Source organism: Flavobacterium sp. BFFFF1, assembly GCF_002256285.1.
Lineage (GTDB): Bacteria > Bacteroidota > Bacteroidia > Flavobacteriales > Flavobacteriaceae > Flavobacterium.
The window spans coordinates 77,132-100,926 of record NZ_NKJE01000014.1 but is presented as its reverse complement, the minus strand read 5'-3'; the positions used below and the strand labels follow the sequence as shown (position 1 = coordinate 100,926).

The following is a 23,795-nucleotide window of genomic DNA, read 5'->3' as shown; positions in this document are numbered from 1 at the left end:
ATTAACATTTTAAAAAAAAAGGAACCCTCGAAAAATCGAGGGTTTCTTTTTATCCTTCATGCCCTGTCGATATAATCTGCTGTATGTTGCATCATACTTTAACTTTGCTTCAAAAATTTCTTGCGGTCATAAGCTCCACCGAGAGGCTCCGTTGGCATATGTGCTAACTCTATCTCTGTTATATCTGCGTTGTAGTTTAATTCTTCTCCAATAGCCGTTCGTGCTACAGCACGAGATCTGCAACTCCTATTTTGAACATGAATGATGATTTTATCCAGTTAACGAAATATACTACAAATTTATTATTACGCTACTAAAACAGCCTTAACCATTTTCAATAAATAAAATTCAATCGTGGTTAAGGCGCTGCCCAGCCGGTTCTCTTGATTGAATATCGGATATTATTGCTTTTATATTTTGTAATACAACCTGAAAATCAATGCCCTCGGGATGCTCCGCTTCCGTTCCCTTGGGAATCCTTCCGAGTAGCTAACTTTCTTCATAGCGCTAAGAAACCCAAACCACTTCCATGCCTGCACCCCCTTCACCCTGCAACGGGTACAGCGATCCATTGAGCTCCTGCTGGAACCGGTAATGAAGCAAACCCATCCGCACGGCGTTGGACTCGGGCAGGGCAGGGGCCGTCAGCGACAGCGTCCCCTGGTCTCCGGAATCCCGCAGAATCACTTTGGTTTCACTGGACGCCAACACCGATTCGTGTTTTTCGAAGTCGAATACATAAAAAAATGCCGTGAGCTCTAACTGTGTAGCGCCCTTTGGAAAAGCCACCAAACCCGCATCAAATCCCTTAAACACCAGCCCGGTGTCATCCCATGAAAAGGCAAATGGCTGCCGCAGCGTCCGCGCCAGTCCCGGCCCGGAATCGAGTACATAGCCCTGCAACAGGCGCCGTCCTTCCTCCGCAAGCAAACCATTGGCTACATTTCGCGCGCCACGTACACTCACCGTGTCAGCATTCTTGATTTTGGTAAACAGGCTCACCAGCCGTTGGTGTAATGTCCCGTCCTTAATCGAGGACAGCGGCTTCCGCAGGCCCGCCTTGAAATGCTTCACCGCCTGCATGCAGCCCTTGAACTCGGACCCGTTTTCACGCACCCGAACCATTTTTGGGCTGGTCTTAATTTTCTTTCCATTGAACCCCCCACCAGCCATACGGCTGACGGGTACACCATTTAACACATAGAAGTTCACGCCGCCCAGCGTTCCGGTGAAAGCGATAATGCCTTTGGTTTTTGCCATGTTACGTCAGTAATTAAATTCGGTATAAATATAATGCATTTCATAGAATATTGTAACATTATAATAAAAATATAGTAAGTTTATAATAAGGTTATAGTAACCTTATAGTAACTACCATTAATTATAACAAGAATAAATTGCTTATTGTATTCCAATCCATGAAGCCCACTGTCATACTGAAGATCCTGGGAAAGTCTCTTGCTGCCTAGCCGAAAGCATTAAAAAAAAGCCCGTAAGTCTGAGGACTTACGGGCAATTAAACTCTTTTGAAATAAGAATTGTGGAGTCGCCGGGAATCGAACCCGGGTCCAAACAGGCAACTAAAAAACTTTCTACATGCTTATTTCCTGATTGAATTTTCGTCATCAGCTGTGGCCAGGAACAGCCGACTGATGCTTAGCTTCTTAGTTGTCAGGATGGTGCCGAAGCTTCATCATCCCTAGGTCTATTTTTACGGTTCCCCTTTTAAGAACGCCACAGACCAGGGCTTTCAAGGAGAATCCAGCTTCCCTGCCTTGCAGAGACGTGGCTCATCGTACTATAATTCGGATTAAGCAGCTAAAGCGTAGTTATTTTCGCCGTGTAAAAGTGTTAGGACTTTGGTATTTACGAGAATTCGTCCCCCTTCTCGACATGCTTATCTTCCAATTCGACCTGCTGTCAAAACCAGTCGACCCCAATATGGGATTGCAAAGATAGGTGATAATTGACAATTGACAATTGACAATCGACAATTAATAATGAATAACTTCGCTGCCGTACCACAACTGCCCATTGCTACTGTAAACTGTAGGCTGTAAACTGTAAGCTGTCAACTGTACGCTGTAAAATGCGGGGGAAGTCGTTATCGTGGACGTTCAGCCTGAACCCACTGCCCGCTGCGACCGCCCACGGATAGCTACTCTTCTCCCTCGCCCTTGTCCATCTTAAACGGATAATCCCCAAAAGATGGGGCCAGTTTCCATGCCTGATATGTTGATTTGGTATATTTATTGGATATGGCAATGATCGTTACCGTATCTTTTTTCAGTTTGATGTAGGAGGAAGTATTTCCGTGCCACCAGCCATTGTGGTAGTACATCTTCTGTCCGGTAGGCCATTCATACATCCGAATGCCCAAGCCGTAATTCCGGGTGCCCTTATGCTCATAGCTGTAACCCTGGTATACTTTTTTTACAAGTCCCGCGCTGAGGAAGTTCGGGGAATACGTCGCCATGTCAAATTTAAGCAAATCCCTGGGCGTAGAATAAATGTTCTTATCACCATATGTACCATCCAAATGGTCAAACGCCAGCCTCATGTTGCCTTTGTAAGTTTGGCTTACCTCGTCCTTATCCACAATATTAAAAACAAAGGTATTGCTCATATGCAAAGGTTCAAACAGCATTTTTTTCATCGCCTCCGGATAGGTCATGCCGGTAATTTTCTCAATGACCAGCGCAAGCATGGCATAGTTGGTATTGCAGTAGGCGAACCGGCGGCCGCTGGGAAACTGTTGCGGAAAATGGTGTTCGTTCATCAGGTTTAGCACGTCCTGGTTCATCAGGGTTTTCGAATGGTCCCAAACCCCTTTCTCGTCACAAAAATACGCATAATTGGGCAGGCCACTGCGGTGGTCAAGCAAATCCTGAATCGTAATATTTGGGTAGGGAAATGGCGATAAAATCGTACTCACATCCTGGTCAAGATCAAGCTTTCCACCGTCAATCAGCCGCAATACCAATGCCGCCGTGAGCACCTTACTCATAGACGCGATATGAATCGGTGTAGTTGCCGTGATGTCAAGCTTTTTCTCAATGCTGGAATAGCCGTCATAATTTTCGTAAATGATCTGGCCATTTTTTGCAACAAGGAAACTTCCATTCATCCGGTCTCCCCAATTCTTTTTAAAAAAAGCCTCGACCTTTTGTTTCTTATCTTCTTTGTAAGACTTGCTTACTTTTGGCATAGCTACACTAAAAGGATTGTCTTTCGTATAGCCGTCCGCCAGATTTTGCTCCGGGGTTTTATCTTTGCATGATGCAAGAAAGAGGAAAAAAGAAAGTAATGTAAATACTGCCGTAGCGCGCAACCAAATCATTTTTAGTATATATATAGGGAGACAAATATAAAATAATCAGTGGTTTTCAATTGCGCTTTTAAGCAATAGTTGTGATAAATTTAAGACAATTATATTAATGCCTTAAACCTCAAAAAATTGAGCATTATTTTTTTTAAAAATGATTTGAGTGCCATATTTTTAATGTTATATTTGTAACAAAATATATTCATTACGTGAAAATATCACAATCACTTAACAATTAAGTTAATTTTTAAGTGATTTTAAAAATAATTAATGAAAAGTCAGGATTATACGCTTGATTTTTAAAATTGCAATATGAAATTCGGAATTATTAAAGAAAGAAAAAATCCACCCGATAGAAGGGTTGTATTTACCCCCGAAGAACTTGTACGCCTTAAAAAAGAACATCCGGATGCTGAAATCAAAGTGGAAAGTTCTGATATCAGAATCTTTAGTGATCAGGAATATACCCGTGCCGGACTTGAAGTAGCGGTGGATATGACTGACTGTGATGTGCTTTTTGGCGTAAAGGAAGTTCCTGTCGATGCATTGATCCCCGGTAAAAAGTACTTTTTCTTTTCTCATACCATTAAGAAACAGCCGCACAACAGGAAGTTGCTTCAGGCGGTACTCGAGAAGAAAATCGATTTGTATGATCATGAAACCATTGTCGATAAGAATTTCAAAAGGTTAATTGGTTTTGGACGTTACGCGGGTATTGTCGGAGCCTATAACGGAATTCGGGCTTTTGGGATAAAATTTGAGCTTTTTAGTTTGCCAAAAGCGGAAACTTTGGCGCACAAGGAGGATTTGGTACAAAGGCTGAAGCGCCTGGTACTTCCACCAATTAAAATAGTACTGACCGGGCACGGCAAAGTGGGTAATGGCGCCAAGGAGATTCTGGATGCCATGAAAATTAAAGAAGTGTCTGTAGATGATTATCTTAATAAGGCCTATGATTGTCCCGTGTATACGCAAATTGACGTCATGGATTACAACAAGCGTATTGATGGAAACGAAGGAAGCAAACAGGATTTTTATGAGAACCCGGAAGTGTATGTTTCTAATTTTGAAAGATTCACAAAAGTTTCCGATATATTTATGGCGGGGCATTTTTACGGCAACGACGCACCAGTGATTCTGACGCGCGAAATGTTGTGTGCACCTGATAATAAAATCAAAGTGGTGGCAGATATTTCCTGTGACGTTGATGGACCTATCGAATCAACGATCAAAGCATCAACGATTGCAGACCCATTATACGGGTACCATCCTTCAAAAAATGAAGAGGTTGATGTTTTTCATCCCGCTGCAATCGTAGTGATGGCTGTCGATAATCTTCCATGTGAACTACCAAAGGATGCCAGTGAGGGATTTGGTGAAATGTTTATGAAACACGTCGTCCCCGCTTTTTTTAATGGCGATAAAGACGGTATTTTACAACGTGCAAAAATTACTGAGAACGGCGAACTCACAGAGCGGTTTAGGTATCTTCAGGACTATATAAATGGTTACGAGTTAGAAAAAATCCCAGTTTAAGCTGGGATTTTTTATTTGTATTACGCAGTTTATGATTATATTTAGCGGCTACTAATACAATACTTCTATGAAACAAACATTACTTTTATTGCTGGGTATTATTTTTTGCAACGCAAATGCAAAAAGCACTTCCGGGTTGCCTGACCCACTAAATTCAAAACCGTTGACGGTATACACACTAACCGTTTTCGACCAAGTCCTGTTTTATGATGGCTATGCTGCGACGGTCACAGCCCCACCACCGCCAGCAGACGTTATCAGACACCGCAACGATTTATATGCGCGAAAATTAACAGATGAACAGCTGCAGGCATTTGGCCCGCAACTGATCATGAACGTTACTGTAAAGGCATCGTGCGATAATTATGATCGAATTGGAAACGTAAACCTGGCTTTCGTCCCAAAAGGCGCAACAACTTATTCGCCAAATGACGTGCAAAGGATCGAATTGGGTCGTTTCATTACACCCTTTATGAATAAAAATGTTTCGCCGAACCAGGTTCCGTATACTTTCAATGTATCAAACGCAGCCAGAATTTTTAAAGATCCATCCATTACCGCAATTTATGACATTTGGGTAGAGCTTGAAATATTTGGTGTGCCGTATGCTGCGCAAACCCAGATTTCGGGCTGCGCCGGGAGAAATGACGTATTTTTCGGCACACTGGAGTTCGTTTCGGAAACCGACATTATCGATACAGATGGGATCAATTACATTTTGCCTTTATCATTTAAAAAAGACCTCAATAACTATTCTGCTTCAGGAACGGATGTAATTGGACAAACAGTACGTACGATTAATTTTAATCTTCCAACGACAGTCAGCGATGCCAGTTTCTACCTGATTACCTCAAATCATGGCGCGAACGCTGGTGGCGAAGAGTATAACCGGCGTTACCATTATATTTACCTCGACAATTCGCAGGTATCGGTTTACCGACCCGGTAGCCCAACCTGTGAGCCATTTCGGATGTACAATACACAGGCAAATGGGATTTACGGTGCTACGCCAAGGACAAATGCGGAGTGGCAGTCTTTTAGTAACTGGTGCCCCGGCGATGTCATCCCAATCAGGCAGATCAGCCTTGGGAATCTGGCCGCGGGTCCGCATTCCTTTAAGATTACCGTTCCAGACGCGCAATTTGTTGACCAACAGGGGTACATTCCTGTTTCATTATATTTTCAGGGTACCTTGGCTACGCCTTTGAATACGATTGAATCATCGCGGAATACATTCAGTTTGTTTCCCAATCCATCCAATAACGAGGTTAACATCCAATCCGATTCTGAAATCACTGGTACATTAATTTATAATGTACTTGGGCAGGAAATTTTAAGAAGCAACGCTGGAAACCCAATCATCCTGAATGCAATTCCCAACGGAGTTTACATGGTTAAAGTCTTATTCGCAGATGGCGGAACGGCAACGAAACAGGTAATAAAGAACTAAACATCGGATAATACAGAATAATTCCGGCTTGAAGATGGATCAGGCCGGAATTTTGTATTTATTGACCTGCTGAAATGAAAATGTAATTATATTTGGTAAAATCTTTAATAAAAGTGAAGCGCGTAATACTCAGTTTTACACTACTATTGTTTTTGGGCAATGTCCTTCAGGCACAGGAATTGCTTCCTTTCGTTGAAAATTTTACGAAAAGTGAGTATGGCGGAGACAATCAGAACTGGAATATTGCTCAAGGAAAGGACAAAGCCATTTATTTTGCAAATAACCATTATTTTCTTCGCTACAACGGGGTAAAATGGGAAAAATACACCTTGCCAAACAAAACGGTAATTCGGTCGGTATTTGCAGACGGCGACAGGGTGTATACCGGTTCCTATAAGGAGTTCGGTTACTGGCAGCGCATTTCTGGGAAGATGAAATATAAATCGCTGATCAGAAAAGATTTATTTAAGGGGAATTCTGACAATGAGGAAATCTGGAAGATATTTAAATTTAATAACAGGATTTATTTCCAGTCGTTCAACGAAATATTTATTTACAACGATGGAAAGGTAGAGAAGATTCGGTTTCCATTCCAGATTTCCTATTGCTATCTCATTGATGGGAAAGTATACGTGGCTTCTGTCAGACAGGGAATTTATGTCATGAACGGAAGTGAATTTATAAAAAAAGCGAATTGGTCGGGGATAGATCATAATGTAATCCATAACATTGAAAAACGGAACGACAGGATTTATATATTCACTAAAACAAATGGGGTTTATGTAGCCGACGAGAGCGAAATCAAGGCTTGGCAAAATGCTTTAAATGAGAAACTCAAACAAGAAGTTATTGTTACTGCCAAATTCGTAAATGACAGTACACTTGCTATCGGCACTGGCCTCCAGGGTCTGTATGTGGTCGATCTGAAAAATGGCACATACAAAAATTTTAATAGGGAAAATGCAATCAAGAATAACGCTGTGCTTTCCATTATGGTCGATAAGGAGAACGATTTGTGGCTCGGACTCGACAATGGGATTGCCCACGTGGAAATTAACTCATCGGTAAACGTTTTTTCCGACAATCTTGGAATCCTGGGCTCGGTTTATGGAATTTCCACGATTGATGATGGATACCTGTTTGTTACGAATCACAGCGTTTTCATTTACAAGAACAAAAAGTTACAATCAGTCCCAAATTCACAGGGGCAGGTATGGGATATTTATAAAATCGGAAGCAAATATGTAATTGGCCACAATGACGGCACTTTTATTTATGACGGAAATCAGCTTACCAGGGTAAATGGAGTGAACGGCGGTTGGAGCATGTACAAAAGTGAATTTGACCACGTATATTTTCAGCCAAATTATTCAGGAATAGCTTTGTACAGGGACGCAAATGATTTTTCGAAATTCCAATTGCTTCCGAATTTAAGGAAGCCAATAAGGACTATCGCGCAAAACCGCCCGAATGAAATTTGGGCTGCAGACAATTATCGGAGCCTTTATCGGATCAAATATGACAAAAATTTCAATACCACAGAAATAACGAATGTTTCGCAAAAAAATGGTATCAAAAATGATTTTGGGGTAAAAATATTTGTGTACAAAAATGAAATCTTGTTTTTAGTTGATAAGATTTGGTACACTTTTAATCCGATTTCAGAAAAATTGGTTCGAGATAGCATTTTCAATAAGGCTTTCAAAAACATTTCTGATATTTTACCCATTGATGATGATAATTTCATCGTAGTCAACGCGGGGCTGCTGTATGTAATTTCACAAGTCAATAACGAATTTATCTGGGAGTTGATCCCTGAAAAATACTATGAAGGCAAGCTGATTTACGAAAGTTCAAAGGCTTTTAAGGTAGGGAATACCATTCTGTTAAATTTAGATGACGGATTTATTTCCTACGAACTTGGAAAGTCTGATCATCAGGCAAATGAAGTGAAAGTAGAAGGATTTTATCAGGGAAATCTAATCACCGAAGATACTGAAGTAGCCTATAACCAATCCGTAGAAATTGACGTAGTTCCGGGAAATTATGGTTACAACCGTCAGGATTTATTTTACAAACTTAACGGCGGTGGCGATTTTGAGAGGGTTATCAAAGGTCAACTTACCTTAAACAATCTGCACAGTGGAGATCAGCGGGTGGATTTTTATTTCTTCAACGGCAAGGAATACATCATGGTAAAGAAGTTTAATTTCGAAGTCAACAGCCCGTGGTATTTTTCGTTTTGGATGATTCTGGTCTATATTTTAATTATCTCGGGGAGTTTTTTCCTGTATTACCGTTGGAATAAGTTCCGGTATATTCAGAAATTGGAATTAAAAGAAGAAGAATTGAAGCACCAGCAAAAAATTCTGGAGTTAGAACTAAAGGCCGAAAATGAACTCAATGTCCAGGAATATGAGAAGCATATTCTGGAATTGGAGGTACAGTCTAAGTCGAGCGAGGTGGCCGGCAAATCACTCTCAATTGCGAAGCAGAGCGAAATGATTGAAAATATCCAGAACTTGCTTGAAAGCGAGAACGAAATCGGGAAGCTAAAAAATGAAATCAGGAAGGTTATCAAAATCAATGCACTGAATAAGCACGAGTGGGAAGCTTTTGAGACCAATCTGAACCAGATACACAACGAATTTATTATAAACCTTACCCGGAAGTTCCCTAGTCTTACCTCAAAAGATGTGCGGTTGTGCGTTTACCTAAAAATGAATTTGTCTTCCAAAGAAATCGCTCCGATGATGAATATATCATTCCGGGGCGTGGAACTTCATCGATACCGTCTTAGAAAGAAATTAAATTTAACACAGGACGACAGCCTTAACAAATTCATGCTTACGATTTAGTGTGACATCTTTGTCATATTCTCATTTTTGCAACACGCTTTTTACGAAATTCGAATACATCAATACTACATCAACTACTTCTCGAAAACGTTTTCTTACCACTCGTTTTCCCTTGAAATTCCTCATTTCTTAAAGATTTCTTAATGTTTGATGTAATTGTGTAGTAATACACATTAACGTACTCAAACGATGTAATTGCTTAATTTGGCATTACTAACTTTAACAAATTAATACATGAGAAATTTTATTTTTAGCCCTTTGGCGCTCCTTTCTCTGCTTTTCCTTCCATCCTGGGTATCTGCCCAGAATATCTCGGGAAAGGTGGTAGACGAAAATGGAATGTCTATGCCTGGCGTGGGTGTTACTTTAGTATCTTCAACGACAGGTTCGATTACCGATATGGACGGTAATTTCTCAATTGCAGCAAAACCGGGAGACCAACTGCAATTCTCGTTTGTGGGCTACCAGACAATTTCGGTTTCTGCGCTCGCAGGAATGTCGGTGTCTATGAAGCCATCAACTACAGATCTCTCTGAAGTGGTTGTTATCGGGTATGGCACGCAGCGCAAAGCTGATGTCACTGGATCAATTGCGGTTGTTTCCGAAAAAGAGCTGAGGGATAGACCCAACGCCAATGCAATCAGTTCTATTCAGGGTAAAGTTGCCGGTGTTGTGATAAACAACTCAGGAAAACCGGGCGATGCACCTGGTATTTCCATCCGTGGTTTGGGAAGTATTGCAGGGACAGATGTCCTTTACGTTGTTGATGGTGTGTTGACAAATAATATTACGTACCTGAATCCGAGTGACGTAGAAAGCATGAGTGTCCTAAAAGACGCTTCGAGTGCCGCGATTTACGGTCTTCGTGCAGCTAACGGCGTAATCGTAATTACTACAAAACTTGGTAGAAAAGGAGGAGAAGAAAAAATTAAATTTTCGTATGATACGAATGTTGGATTTTCAAAACCGACAAATGTGCTGGATTTAGCTGGATCAGAAGATTATGTAAGGTTGTATAATCAAAAGCTGATCTTTGAAGGAAATACAAATCCTGCGGATCAAATTGCTTTGGCCGATTTTAATGGAGTTGATACGGATTGGTATGATGAAATCTTGAAAAAATCATCATTTACGCAATCGCACAACGTAGGAATGACAGGTGCTTCCGAAAAGACCAGATATTCTGTAGGCTTGGGCTACTTTACTCAGGAAGGTATTTTAGATGCCAATAAAGGTGTTAGTTCAGGAGATGATTATAAGCGGGTAACGGCAAGATTTAACGGAATCTATGACGTTACTTCAAAATTCAGGGTTGGTGTGAATATGGCTTACTATAAATTTGACTCAAACGATGCGGCCAGCCCTTTCTATCAGGCAAGGGTCGCGCTTCCGGTCGTGCCCGTTCTTAATGCCGACGGAAGTTATGGTACACAATCGACTTTAGGTACTGCCGGAAACATCAATCCACGTTACACATTGGACATTTTCCGTGGCAAAACAAAAGGGACGAGAACATTGATGTCCGGTTTCGCCGAGTATGACATCATTAAAGGTCTTACATATAAAATGAATTATTCCAGAGATTATACGAGTGTTGACAACTACCAGTATACAGCAGAGAATACGGGACTTGGAACTGGAATTGTAAACCCAAGCAAGCTAACGAATAGGCACGATACATTTGAGAGCATTCTTTGGGAGAACACTCTTAATTGGACTAAGGAAATTGGTAAGAATCGAATCACTGTATTGGCAGGATATAGCCGCCAGCAGGATAGAAGTCTTGCATTGCGTGGATCTGCGCAGGATGTTCCGTTCAACGGCGATGACTCAACTTTATATTTAAATCTTGGAACTCCTGTAACAATCGAATTCCCAGATGGAGAGGAAGGCAATAAGTCTAGACTGCAGTCCTATTTTGGAAGATTCCAATATGCATTTGATGATAAGTATCTTTTAAACGCGACTGTAAGAAGAGACGGGTCATCAGCATATAACTTCTCTGGAGACCAACGTTCAGCGACTTTCCCTTCAGTGGGTCTCGGCTGGGTTGTTAGTAAAGAGAGCTTTATGAATAATTCAGGTGTTGATTTTCTAAAACTTAAAGCAAGTTGGGGTAAATTAGGAAATGCTACGGTGCCAAGACAATTCGATGAAGTAGCATCGAGCCAGCCTGGAGCATTTTTTGGAACACCTTCAACATTGGCGAACGCCGTATCAGTAACACAATTAGTCGATCCAACAATTAATTGGGAAATCGTTGAAGAAACAGATTTTGGTGTTGAAGCAAGAATTTTAAAAAACAGGCTATCACTTGAAGCGGGTTATTACAACAGGGAAACCAAAGATGCCGTATTCGATATTACGATTCCTCCATTGTCAGGGTTAGGAACCCGGGTCTTTACAAATGCAGGTTCTTTTGTAAATAAGGGATTTGAATTCACCGCAAACTGGAGTGATAAAACCAGTGAGAAATTCTCATATGCCATCTATGGAAATGTTACTACGATCGACAATGAAATTACCGAGGTTTTAGGAGGTTCGTTCTTTAACACCGGACCAGGCCTTTTTGGAAACCCAATCAAAAGATGGGAACAAGGTCAGGATGTCGGGTCTTACTACGGTTTTGAAGTGGAAGGCGTTAATCAAACAACAGGAGCTTTAGAGTTTAAAGATCTTGACGGAAACGGAGCTATTGATGACCAGGATAAAACATTCCTCGGAAGTCCAATACCTGAATTGGTTTATGGATTTGGTTTCTCAATGAATTACTCAAATATCGATCTGTCAGTAGACTTTCAGGGAGTAGCTGGTAATGAAATTTATAATTTCAACCGAAATGCCCGATTTGGAAACGAAAACTGGGATCAGGATTTTGCGGATAACAGCTGGACCCCTACCAATTCTTCAAACACATATCCAGTGGCAAATTCCGACCAGACTTCCTCAAGACCAAGCTCTTTTTACGTTGAAAAAGGAGATTATTTCAGAGTGCGTAACATTCAGATCGGCTATACATTGCCATCATCATTGCTGAGTAAAGCAAAACTGGATAGGGTTAGATTTTATATCAGCGCCCAAAATCCTTTTACATCATTCAACTATAACGGATTTTCACCAGAGCTTGGTAAACAGTCGATATCTGATTCTGGAATAGATAACAATGTGTATCCTTTATCAGGAATATATAGCTTCGGTATTAACTTAAACTTTTAATTGTAAATGAAAAAGATCTTATTATTAATGACCTCAGTAGTATTGCTGGGTTCATGTAACGACGATTATCTGGCAATAGGCAAGGAAGATGTACTTCCCACTGAAAACTTTTTCCAGACATCGGATGATGCAGTGGCGTCTGTGAACGCGATTTATTCCAACCTTAGGGCTTGGCGATTGGCGGCATTTGCCCCAATGATCCTCTCTATTTCGACAGATGATGCTGACAAAGGAAGTTCGACCGGCGACGCTTCTTTTTTTACAGATATTGATTTGTTCACGTACACACCATCTGCATTTATCATCAATGACTATTGGTCAGGCCAATGGTTCGGTATAAATCTTACCAATCAATCAATTACCAACATTCCCGGCATTACGATGGACGAGGCCCTGAAAACAAGATTGATAGCCGAAGCCAGGTTTTTGAGGGCACACCACTACTTCAATCTGGTGCGTACATTTGGAGGTGTTCCAATTTTTGATGGCCTTCCGTCTGATAAGAACTACAATAAGCCAAGAAATACGGTGCAGGAAGTATATGATTTCATTCAGGCTGACCTCCAGTTTGCCGCTGAAAACCTTCCAACTTCATACGGAGCAACCGATAAAGGACGCGCTACAGCGGGAGCGGCGAAAGCATTCCTGGCGAAAACTTACATGTACCAGGAGAACTGGGCACAAACATTGGCTTTGACCAACGAGGTGATGGGAATGGGGTACGATCTATTGCCGGATTATAATAGTGTTTTCCGAATCGCTAACGAGAATAGCATTGAGTCTGTTTTTGAAGTTCAGGCAACTTTCGTGTCAGGAAATTGTGACCTATCAAACTCTCAGTATTCTCAGACTCGTGGTGTTAGAGGGCAATATGGATGGGGCTTTGATGTGCCTTCTGACAATTTGGCGGCTTCTTACGAAGTAGGCGATTTGCGTCGTGATGCTACAATCATTTTCAGGGGAGAAACAACACCTGAAGGTGATTTCATACAGCCTGACGGCGATAATCCGCGGTATAGCCAGAAATCGTATGTTCCGTCTTCTCAGATTGGTGCCGGATGTTCTGAAGGATCAGAGCAAAACATCAGGGTAATGCGTTTTGCCGAAGTATTGTTGATGAATGCAGAAGCCGCTAATGAGACAGGAAATACTACTCAGGCCTTAGCATCGCTTAACAGAGTTAGAAATCGCGCTGGATTACCGGATTTCGTTTCTGCTGATCAGTTGGCAATCAAGAATGCAATCTGGAGGGAAAGAAGATCAGAGTTGGCTATGGAAGGCGATCGTTTCTGGGATGTGGTACGTCAGGGACGTGGCGCAGAAGTTTTCGGACCTAAGGGCTTCGTAGCTGGAAAGAACGAATTGTTTCCTATTCCACAGGAATCTATTACTTTGAGTAATAACGTATTGGTGCAAAATCCAAATTATTAATTTTAGATTAAGTAGCCTTATCCCATTATTTGGGATAAGGCTTATTTTTATGAAAACTACATGAATTACTACGCTTTCATATTATTATTGTTGTTTTCTTCGTGTGGGAGTACAAGTGATTCATCAAACGCTGTAGAAAACCCAACACCGGAGACACCACTTTCCGACGCCGCTTTACTGGACTTGGTGGAGAAACAGACGTTCAAATATTTTTGGGATTTTGCCGAAACAAACTCGGGAATGGCCCGCGAGCGCTACCATATTGATGATCCTTCAAACGATCAGAATATCGTAACGACCGGAGGGTCCGGTTTCGGGCTTATGGCGCTTGTCGCAGGAATTGACCGCGGATATGTCAGCAGGGCAGAAGGAATTACAAGGTTGAATAAAATTGCCGGTTTTCTCGAAAGCGCTGATCGGTTTCACGGTGCGTGGCCGCACTGGATTAATGGCCTCGACGGACACGTCATTCCGTTTGGAACGAAAGACAACGGAGGCGACTTGGTGGAAACTTCTTTCCTGACAGCGGGAATGATTACCATCAGGGAATATTTTAAAAACGGGACTGCCGAGGAACAAGCCTTGGCACAAAGGTATGATGCTCTTTGGAAAGGCGTAGACTGGGATTGGTACCGGAACAATCAAAACGTATTGTACTGGCATTGGTCTCCTGAATACGATTGGCAAATGAATTTTAAATTGGAAGGTTATAATGAGTGCCTGATTACCTATGTTATGGCGGCAGCATCACCGACGCATCCGATAACCGCCGCACCTTATCACGAAGGCTGGGCCAGGAGCGGTGCGATAGCGTCTGGGATATCGTATTACGGACTGCCTCTGATATTTAAGCATAACGGTGCAGAGTCCAGCGGAGGGCCATTGTTTTGGTCGCATTATTCTTACCTTGGGCTGGATCCCCACCAGTTATCAGATACTTATGCGAACTATTGGGACGTCAATTTTAACCACAATAAGTCGCAATACCTTTACGCTGTAGCGAATCCAAATGGACATACTGGTTATGGTCCAAACTATTGGGGGCTGACTGCTTCATACACCAGAAACAGCGATGGAACTGTAGGGTATACCGCACACATGCCAGGTAATGACAAAGGGGTGGTTTCGCCCACCGCTGGTGTAAGCTCAGTAGTATATTTACCGGAGGAATCGCTTAAACTAATGCATAATTTATACGAAAATTATAAAACACAATCCTGGGGTGTCGCTGGATTTTATGACGCGCACAGCATCCAATACAATTGGAGTGCCCGGCGCTATCTTGCGATTGATCAGGGACCACAGGTCGTGATGCTCGAAAATTATCGTTCCGGCTTATTATGGAACCTTTTTATGAATGCCCCGGAAGTACAGCAGGGATTAATCAACCTTGGATTCCACTCGGGTAAATATGGATTTTAATATTGCTAAATGAAGAAAATCGTTACATCAGTGTGCTTTTTAATTTTAACGATCGGTTGTAAAACCGACACTTCAAAAGCAGATCAAACATCAAAAAACGAATCGGCAAACCAACTTACAGACGGCCAGTTGGTCGATCTTGTGGAAAAACAAACGTTCAAATATTTCTGGGAGTACGCAGAACCTCATTCAGGCATGGCCCGGGAAAGGTTTTTTCCTGATGGTAACTATCCTGAAAATGATGCGCATATTGTAGCGGTGGGTGGTTCCGGTTTCGGGATCATGTCCATAATCGCCGCAATGAATCAGGGATACATCACAAAGGAAGCGGGAATCGAAAGGCTGGATAAAATTGCAGATTTTCTCGCTATGGCAGATAGGTTTCATGGTGCCTGGCCGCATTGGCTCCATGGCGAGACCGGAAAGGTAATTCCTTTCGGGCAGAAGGATAACGGAGGGGATATTGTAGAAACGTCGTTCCTCTGCGAAGGCCTTATCTGTGTAAGGGAATATTTCAAAAATGGAGATGCAGCCGAAAAGTCACTCGCACAAAAATATGACGTTCTTTGGAAAGGAGTAGATTTCAACTGGTATACCAATAAGGAGCAGAAGCTTTATTGGCATTGGTCACCAAATTATGCATGGGCCATGAATTTTCCACTCGAAGGATATAATGAATGCCTCATTGCGTATGTTTTGGCAAGCGCTTCACCAGACCATGGCATCAATTCATCAGTGTATCATGACTGTTGGGGCCGGGCTGGGAAAATTGTGACGAAGAACCAAAAGTTTGGCCTGCCACTGTATCTAAAACACAATGGTGCCGAGGAGTTTGGAGGCCCGCTGTTTTGGACGCATTACAGCTACGCCGGTCTCGATCCGCACGAATTGTCTGATCGATATGCAGATTACTGGAAAATGAACACGAACCAGGTGAAAATTGATTACGAATACTGCGTTAAAAACCCAAAGAAGTTTAAGTGTTACGGCCCCGATTATTGGGGATTGACCGCTTCTTATTCGATTAATTCAGAAGGAACGATCGGCTATGATTCAAAGAAGAGAATTGGATACAATGCACATATGCCAAACAATGACCAGGGAGTGATTTCACCCACAGCGGCGATTAGTTCGATAGTGTATACCCCACAGGAATCAATAGCGGCTATGCGCAACTTCTACCAAAATTACAATGAGGAATTGTGGGGCGTGGCGGGGTTTTATGATGCACACAGCTGCACGGCCAAAGCATCCGCAAAACAATACCTGGCGATTGATCAGGGCCCAATGGTCGTCATGATTGAAAATTACCGTTCGGGACTGCTTTGGAAATTATTTATGAATGCGCCCGAAGTAAAACAGGGTCTATTAAAACTCGGTTTTCATTCCGGTAAATACAGCTTTTAAGAAGAACCATTTCTGCCGAAAGGCACAACATACATTAAGCACTACACATGAGAAGAAGATTATTACTTTTATCGATGCTAACGCTGGCATCGGGTTACGGACAAAAGAAAAACGATGACAAATCGGTGAAAATTAAGCCAAAGGCTGAGTTTGTTGCCGACCTGATGTCAAAAATGACCGTGGAGGAAAAGATATACCAACTGGTACAGTTTTCATCCGATGGTACCGTAACCGGTCGAAAGAGCGGCGATAACTATATTACAAGGATTCAACAGGGCAAAGTGGGTTCGGTACTGAATGCAACCGGTGCCGCCAACAACCGCATGATACAGAAATTGGCAGTTGAAAATTCAAGGCTCAAAATTCCGTTGCTTTTCGGACATGACGTGATTCATGGTTACAAAACGATTTTCCCGATTAACCTTGGAATGGCATCTTCATTTGATCCAGCTGCCGTTGAAAAGGCGGCTCGTGTTGCAGCTGTCGAGGCCTCTGCCGGCGGCATTCACTGGACTTTTGCACCAATGGTCGACATTGCACGGGATCCGAGATGGGGACGTGTTTCAGAAGGTTCTGGCGAAGATGTTTACCTCGGGTCTAAACTCGCTGCGGCTAATGTACGCGGCTTCCAGGGCGATGACCTTTCCAAAAATAATACGATTCTTGCCTGTGCCAAACACTTTGCGGCTTATGGTGCTGCGGAAGCCGGACGGGATTACAATACCACAGACATGTCTGAACGGGTACTTCGCGATACCTACCTGCCACCGTTTCATGCGGCGGTCGATGCAGGTGTGAAAACCTTTATGGCTTCGTTTAATGAAATTTCCGGAGTACCATCTACTGGCAATAAACACCTGCTTCGCGATGTGCTTAAAGAGGAGTGGAAGTTTGATGGCATGGTCGTTTCGGATTACACGGGTGTGAATGAAATGATTGCACACGGTTTTGCAAAAGACGACCAGGATGCCGCCCAGCTTGCATTGAATGCCGGAATGGACATGGACATGGTCGGTGGTACGTTTATGAACACCCTAAAGAAATCATACGATGAAGGAAAAGTTTCGATTGAAGTGATTAACGATGCCTGCAAAAGGGTTTTGGATGTCAAGTATGACTTGGGACTATTCGAGGATCCTTATCGCTATTTTGATGAAGCACGCGAAAAAGAAAACACGTACAAGCCTGATTTTCTGGAAGCCGCGCTGGATGTGGCCAAAAAGTCGATGGTGTTGCTCAAAAATAAGAACAACGTATTGCCTTTGAAAAAAGACATGAAAATCGCTTTTGTTGGACCTTTAGCCAGTGACGAGTACAACATTATCGGTTCATGGGCAGCGCTAGGAGAACGCGATGGACGTGCTGTAAGCGTTAAGGAAGGCGTGATGAACTTGTTGGGTGCGAATGCCAAAGTTACTTTTGATGCGGGTGTTGAACTGTCAGGCAACAAATCGAACATGATGAAAGCGGCTTATGCCAATGCTTTAAAAGCCGATGTTATTGTGGCCGTTATGGGTGAGCGTGAAAACCAAAGTGGTGAAGCAGGTTCACAAACCAATATCGATCTTCCAGGCATGCAAAAGGAATTTTTGATGCAATTGAGGGGGTTGGGCAAACCAATCGTTTTGGTATTGATGAACGGAAGGCCGCTGACGCTTTCGTGGGAAGATGAGAATATCGATGCCATTCTCGAAACGTGGTGGTCCGGGACGCGCGGCGGTGATGCCATTGCGCAGACGCTGTTTGGCGATAACAACCCGAATGGTAAACTTCCGATTTCATTCCCGAGAAGTGTAGGGCAGATCCCCGTTTACTACAATCATAAAAATACCGGTCGCCCGTATCTCGGACAGTCGGATTCGGAACAAAAGTACAAATCAAGATACACCGATTCAGACAACAGTCCGCTGTATCCCTTCGGTTACGGACTAAGTTATACCAAATTCGATTACAGCAACCTGAAGTTGTCAACCGCAAAACTGAAGTTTAATGAAAAGCTTAAAATTTCAGTGGAAGTTACAAATACAGGGAATTATGCCGGAGACGAGGTCGTACAATTGTATGTAAAAGACGTTGTCGGTTCAGTAACAAGACCGGTGCGTGAGCTCAAAGGATTTGAGAAAGTAAACCTGAAGAAAGGGGAAAAGAAAACGGTCACCTTCGAGCTATCATCGGACGACCTGAAGTTTTATAATATCGACATGCAAAACACTGCTGAAGCCGGAGATTTCGAGATTTTTGTTGGTGGCAGTTCGGATGCAACGTTAAACGGAAAATTTGAGTTAGTTAAATAATTGAGTTTCATGTTTTTGTTTTGAAAGCCCTTCGGCGTAAAAGCGGAAGGGTTTTTTTAAACAACGAAATTTAATTCTTTACATTTATCAAATCAAAATAGAAGACTTATGAAACCAATCCTTACCTTTTTCCTCACGCTGTTTGCAGGAACCCTTTTTGCACAAAATGTGCAGTCGCCGTCGAAGAATATTTCGCTGGATTTTAAGCTTGTAGACGGAAAGCCTTCGTACACGGTAGCTTATAAAACAAAGCCCGTGGTGCTCCAAAGCCTGATGGGTCTGAAATTGAAGGAAACAACGGATCTTGCGTCCGATTTCGTCGTGGATGGTTTTGCAAACAACACTTTCAACGAATCGTGGAAGCCGGTTTTGGGCGAACAGTCTTCCATTGTGAACCATTACAATGAAATGACCGTCGCACTGCGCCAGCAAAAGACAGGACGCAAACTCAACATCATTTTCAGGGTTTTTGATGAAGGCATTGCCTTCCGCTATGATTTCCCCCGCCAGACGGACCTGAATTATTTCATTATCTCCGACGAGGTAACCCAGTTCAATCTTACCGGTGACCATAAGGTATTCTGGATTCCCGGCGATTATGACAGCCAGGAGTATGTATACAACGAATCAAGGCTTTCTGAAATCGACAATGATAAACTCAACCTGAACAATGGTATTGCGCTCAAAACCATCGGCGGACGCTATGTCGTGCAATCGCCGTTGATGATGAAGTCACAGGACAAATTGTATCTCAACATTTTTGAAGCAGCGGTGGTCAATTACCCGGTGATGCACCTGAATGTGGACACGAAGAACTTAAGGCTCAATGCGCAATTGGTGCCGAACGCCATCGGGGATAAAGCCTATCTGCAAGCGCCTTGTGTCTCGCCCTGGAGGACCATTATGGTCAGCGATGATGCACGCGATATCGTCTCGTCGAAAATGATCCTGAACCTGAATGATCCTTCTAAAATCGATGATACTTCGTGGATCAAACCGATGAAATATGTGGGCATCTGGTGGGAAATGCATGTGGGTAAATCGACCTGGGATTTCGCCGGCTCGCAGAATGCCCAAAACGCCGCCACACAGGATCTTATCCCAAGTGGGAAACACGGCGCAACCACCGCGAACACGATGCGATATATTGACTTTGCCGCGAAAAATGGCTTTGATGGTGTGCTCGTAGAAGGCTGGAACGTTGGCTGGGAAGATTGGTTTGGGAACTGGAAAGAAGAAGTGTTTGATTTTGTGACGCCTTATCCCGATTTTGACATCAAAGCGATCACGGAGTATGCCAAATCCAAAGGCGTAAAGATGATTATGCACCACGAAACCTCAGGTTCTGTTGCGAATTATGAAAGAAGGCTGGACCGCGCTTTTGACAATATGAAGCAATATGGCTATCCCGCGGTAAAATCCGGTTATGTGGGAAGAATTATCCCACGCGGTGAGTTCCACGATGGGCAAACGATGGTGAACCACTTCAATTTCGTCGCGCGCCGTGCGGCAGATTATAAGATTATGGTGAACTCACACGAGTCGTCGAGACCTACAGGTTACGGGCGTACGTATCCGAATTACATCGCTGCCGAAGCGGCGCGTGGAAACGAATTTAATGCCTGGAGTACCGGAAACCCGCCGATGCATGAAACCATCCTGCCGTTTACAAGGTTGTTGGGTGGACCGATGGATTACACACCGGGAATCTTCGAAATCAAGATGAATGTGTATGACGCGAAGAAAACGGAGCAGGTGCATACGACTTTAACGAAACAATTGGCATTGTACATCACAATGTATTCGCCTTTGCAGATGGCCGCCGATTTGCCTGAAAACTATGAAAAGTATCCGGATGCGTTCCAATTTATAAAGGATGTGGCTGTCGACTGGCAGGAATCCAAATACCTTGAGGCAGAACCAGGCGATTACCTTACGATTGTGCGCAAAGCCAAGAATTCAGAGCAATGGTTCCTCGGTGCGATTACGGATGAGAACGCGCGTAAATCAACGATTAGCCTTGACTTCCTGACCAAAGGACAGAAATATAAAGCTGTAATTTATGAAGATGGCAATGACGCGGACTGGCAGAAGAATCCTAAGGCCTACAAAATCAGGACTGTCGAAGTTACTTCGAAATCAAAAATCAATCTTGTACTGGCTCCCGGCGGCGGAACTGCAGTCAGTTTTGAGCCTGTAAAATAATTTACGGTACAAGTTTTCAACCATTAAGGGATTAAGTCTATTTCGCTGCATTGACTTAATGGAAATTAATTCCTTAGTGGTTTTATATTTAATAACATGAAAGTAAAACACATTATCCTTTTTGCAACTTATCTGTTGTTCAGTGCGCAAACGCAAGCACAGCAAAAGACTTATTGCAACCCCATCAACATTGACTACGGTTATTGCCCTATCCCGAATTTCGTCACGCAGGGTAAACACCGCGCTACTGCCGATCCGGTAATTACGTTTTTTAAAGGTGAATATTACCTGTTTTCGACGAACCAATGGGGTTATTGGCACAGTAAGGACATGCTCGACTGGAAGTTTATCCCTAGGAAGTTCCTGCGCCCGGAGCATAAGGTGTATGACGAGTTGTGTGCCCCGTCGGTGTCGTTTGTGAATGATACGATGGTCGTTGTTGGGTCGACACACACCAAAGAATTCCCAATCTGGATGAGTACCAACCCATCAGTAGATGACTGGAAGGAACTCGTCCATAAGTCTGAGGCTGGCGCATGGGATCCTTACATTTTCTGGGATAAGGAAAATGACCAAGTGTATGAATATTATGGGTCGAGCAATGTGTATCCACTGCATGGTGTCAAACTCAACCGCAAAACCTTCCAGCCTGAAGGCGAAGTCTATGATTTGATTGCCCTAAACGACGATGAGCATGGCTGGGAACGTTTCGGGGAATACAATGACAATGTATTTTTACAGCCTTTTATGGAAGGGGCGTATATGAACAAGCACAACGGAAAATATTACCTGCAATATGGCGGACCGGGCACGGAGTTCAGTGGTTACGGGGACGGCGTATATGTTGGCGACAGTCCGTTGGGGCCTTTCAATTACCAGTCCTTCAATCCGTTTTCGTATAAGCCCGGAGGATTTGCAAGAGGCGCGGGGCATGGTGGTACGTACCAGGATATCAATAACGATTACTGGCATGTTTCAACGATTGCCATCTGTACCAAAAACAACTTTGAACGACGGATTGGCATCTGGCCGGCAGGCTTTGACAAAGACGGGATTCTGTATTCGAATACCGCGTTTGGCGACTATCCAACCTTCCTGCCTGCGGAGCAGAAAGACCATCTTTCGGGCAGCTTCGCGGGATGGATGCTGCTGAATTACAATAAGCCTGTTCAGGTGTCGTCTACTTTAGGAGGCTACCAGTCTAACCTAGCTGTGGATGAGGACCTGAAGACATATTGGTCTGCAAAAACCGGCAACAAAGGGGAATGGCTCCTTTCTGATTTGGGCGAGAAAAGTACGATCCACGCGATACAGATCAACTATGCCGACCAGGATGTGGAGCTTATGGGCAAACCGGAAACCACGAAAGGCCACCAATACATCATTTATGTGTCGGAGGACGGTAAACGCTGGAAAGTCCTTGTTGACAAAAGCAAAAACACCAAAGATGTGCCGCACGATTACATCGAATTGACGACACCTGCCACCGGCCGTTACCTCAAACTGGAAAACCTGGGTATGCCGACGGGTAAATTTGCAATATCAGGCTTTCGCGCTTTCGGTAGAGGAAATGGGAAAGTACCCGGTGAAGTGCAAAACTTTGTACCGTTGCGTGCTGAAGCCAAAAAGAAAGGCGAACGCCGCAGCATCTGGATGAAATGGCAGCAGGAACAATCGGCGGATGGCTATGTGATTTACTTCGGGAAGTCGCCGGATAAGTTGTATGGTTCGATCATGGTGTATGGCAAAACAGAATATTATTTCAGTGGAGCTGACCGTTCGGAAGCGTATTATTTCAGGATTGAGGCTTTCAACAATAATGGCATCGGACCAAAAACAGAGGCAAAATTGGCACCTTAAGTTTACGCAAACGTTGTATATTTCATAAAAATGCGCTCCTGCAATCGATTTCGTTAATAACTTAATGGTCTTATCCTTGTGGAAAACCATTTTTAAAATGATATTTATAAATTATTGACGTAGTTTTTGTGATAATCTTAAATTATGCCAAAACATTTTATGAATTCAAACAGCTATTAATCACTTTTAAAACCAAACCAAAACATGAGTTCACAAGTCCAGACAAAATGGGGCCAGTTTATCCCTCTGGTAACCGTATTTTTCTTTTGGGGTTTCGTTGCTGCCAGTAATGATATCCTTATCCCTGTTTTTAAGAAGGCATTCGACCTGACGCAGGGACAAAGCCAGTTGGTTTCCGTTGCGTTTTACGTGGCGTACACCGTTGGTTCGTTATTGTACATGCTGATTTCGCACCTTACAAAAGGAGACATCATTAACCGTTTGGGCTATAAGAACAGCCTTGCCCTCGGACTCGGAATTTCTGCTTTGGGTACATTGTTGTTTTATCCTGCGGCAAATAACGGTTCGTTTGAACTAATGTTATCGGGACTTTTCATCGTGGGATTGGGTTTCTCGCTGCAACAAACAGTGGCCAATCCGCTGGCGATTGCTTTGGGACCGATTGCAACCGGTTCACAGCGCCTCATTACGGCAGGTGGTATCAACAACCTTGGAACGACGATCGGCCCGCTGATTGTGAGTTTTGCGATTTTCGGTGCAGCCAGCTCAGACAATGTGACTGCAAGCATTGAAAGTGTGAAGATTCCGTACCTGATCCTTGGAGTCGCGTT

The 23,795-nt window shown here is 43.1% G+C and carries 13 protein-coding genes and 1 other RNA gene; 11 read left to right on the top strand and 3 right to left on the bottom strand.

Annotated features, from left to right (window positions below; all coding sequences use genetic code 11):
• Positions 1-507: 507 nt before the first annotated feature.
• The 3 genes from CFE23_RS10305 to CFE23_RS10295 form a co-directional block, all read right to left on the bottom strand.
• Entirely contained in the window at positions 508-1,173 is a 666-nt protein-coding gene (locus tag CFE23_RS10305; RefSeq protein ID WP_291087473.1) for a hypothetical protein, read from the bottom strand.
• Positions 1,174-1,538: 365 nt separating this feature from the next.
• Positions 1,539-1,938, bottom strand: a transfer-messenger RNA (tmRNA) gene (ssrA, locus tag CFE23_RS10300).
• Positions 1,939-2,158: 220 nt separating this feature from the next.
• Positions 2,159-3,340 (bottom strand): serine hydrolase domain-containing protein, encoded by a 1,182-nt coding sequence (locus CFE23_RS10295; RefSeq protein ID WP_291087471.1) that lies wholly within the window; start codon positions 3,338-3,340, stop codon positions 2,159-2,161.
• 297 nt (positions 3,341-3,637) lie between these two features.
• Here CFE23_RS10295 and CFE23_RS10290 point away from each other — a divergent pair, with 297 nt between their 5' ends.
• The 11 genes from CFE23_RS10290 to CFE23_RS10240 form a co-directional block, all read left to right on the top strand.
• Positions 3,638-4,861 (top strand): NAD(P)-dependent oxidoreductase, encoded by a 1,224-nt coding sequence (locus tag CFE23_RS10290; protein WP_291087467.1) that lies wholly within the window; start codon positions 3,638-3,640, stop codon positions 4,859-4,861.
• A 67-nt stretch (positions 4,862-4,928) separates the two neighbouring features.
• Positions 4,929-6,311: a peptide-N-glycosidase F-related protein gene (locus tag CFE23_RS10285; protein WP_291087464.1), complete on the top strand. Its 1,383-nt coding sequence runs from the start codon at positions 4,929-4,931 to the stop codon at positions 6,309-6,311.
• 113 nt (positions 6,312-6,424) lie between these two features.
• Positions 6,425-9,169 (top strand): histidine kinase, encoded by a 2,745-nt coding sequence (locus CFE23_RS10280; protein WP_291087461.1) that lies wholly within the window; start codon positions 6,425-6,427, stop codon positions 9,167-9,169.
• A 234-nt stretch (positions 9,170-9,403) separates the two neighbouring features.
• A complete protein-coding gene (locus CFE23_RS10275; protein WP_291087457.1) occupies positions 9,404-12,385 on the top strand; it encodes a TonB-dependent receptor in 2,982 nt (993 codons plus the stop codon).
• Positions 12,386-12,391: 6 nt separating this feature from the next.
• On the top strand, positions 12,392-13,816 hold the full coding sequence (locus CFE23_RS10270; protein WP_291087454.1) for a RagB/SusD family nutrient uptake outer membrane protein: 1,425 nt from the start codon (positions 12,392-12,394) through the stop codon (positions 13,814-13,816).
• 60 nt (positions 13,817-13,876) lie between these two features.
• Positions 13,877-15,238, top strand: coding sequence for a glucoamylase family protein (locus CFE23_RS10265; protein ID WP_291087451.1), 1,362 nt, complete (start codon positions 13,877-13,879; stop codon positions 15,236-15,238).
• Positions 15,239-15,247: 9 nt separating this feature from the next.
• Entirely contained in the window at positions 15,248-16,645 is a 1,398-nt protein-coding gene (locus CFE23_RS10260; RefSeq protein ID WP_291087449.1) for a glucoamylase family protein, read from the top strand.
• 47 nt (positions 16,646-16,692) lie between these two features.
• Positions 16,693-18,939: a beta-glucosidase BglX gene (bglX, locus tag CFE23_RS10255; protein WP_291087446.1), complete on the top strand. Its 2,247-nt coding sequence runs from the start codon at positions 16,693-16,695 to the stop codon at positions 18,937-18,939.
• A 108-nt stretch (positions 18,940-19,047) separates the two neighbouring features.
• Complete coding sequence (locus tag CFE23_RS10250) at positions 19,048-21,144, top strand: glycoside hydrolase family 97 protein (RefSeq protein ID WP_291087443.1); 2,097 nt, start codon at positions 19,048-19,050, stop codon at positions 21,142-21,144.
• 96 nt (positions 21,145-21,240) lie between these two features.
• Positions 21,241-23,004, top strand: a complete 1,764-nt coding sequence (locus CFE23_RS10245; protein WP_291087441.1) for a family 43 glycosylhydrolase — start codon at positions 21,241-21,243, stop codon at positions 23,002-23,004.
• Between the two features lie 204 nt (positions 23,005-23,208).
• The coding region (locus tag CFE23_RS10240) for an MFS transporter (RefSeq protein WP_291087439.1) at positions 23,209-23,795 on the top strand (587 nt) is incomplete at its 3' end.

What these genes read in the sequence shown, in the direction of transcription:
- CFE23_RS10305 (WP_291087473.1), bottom strand. Translation starts at nt 1,173, where the DNA reads ATGGCTGGTGGGGGGTTCAATGGAAAGAAAATTAAGACCAGCCCAAAA.
- bglX (WP_291087446.1), top strand. Translation starts at nt 16,693, where the DNA reads ATGAGAAGAAGATTATTACTTTTATCGATGCTAACGCTGGCATCGGGT.
- CFE23_RS10270 (WP_291087454.1), top strand. Translation starts at nt 12,392, where the DNA reads ATGAAAAAGATCTTATTATTAATGACCTCAGTAGTATTGCTGGGTTCA.
- CFE23_RS10265 (WP_291087451.1), top strand. Translation starts at nt 13,877, where the DNA reads ATGAATTACTACGCTTTCATATTATTATTGTTGTTTTCTTCGTGTGGG.
- CFE23_RS10275 (WP_291087457.1), top strand. Translation starts at nt 9,404, where the DNA reads ATGAGAAATTTTATTTTTAGCCCTTTGGCGCTCCTTTCTCTGCTTTTC.
- CFE23_RS10245 (WP_291087441.1), top strand. Translation starts at nt 21,241, where the DNA reads ATGAAAGTAAAACACATTATCCTTTTTGCAACTTATCTGTTGTTCAGT.
- CFE23_RS10285 (WP_291087464.1), top strand. Translation starts at nt 4,929, where the DNA reads ATGAAACAAACATTACTTTTATTGCTGGGTATTATTTTTTGCAACGCA.
- CFE23_RS10295 (WP_291087471.1), bottom strand. Translation starts at nt 3,340, where the DNA reads ATGATTTGGTTGCGCGCTACGGCAGTATTTACATTACTTTCTTTTTTC.
- CFE23_RS10250 (WP_291087443.1), top strand. Translation starts at nt 19,048, where the DNA reads ATGAAACCAATCCTTACCTTTTTCCTCACGCTGTTTGCAGGAACCCTT.
- CFE23_RS10260 (WP_291087449.1), top strand. Translation starts at nt 15,248, where the DNA reads ATGAAGAAAATCGTTACATCAGTGTGCTTTTTAATTTTAACGATCGGT.
- CFE23_RS10290 (WP_291087467.1), top strand. Translation starts at nt 3,638, where the DNA reads ATGAAATTCGGAATTATTAAAGAAAGAAAAAATCCACCCGATAGAAGG.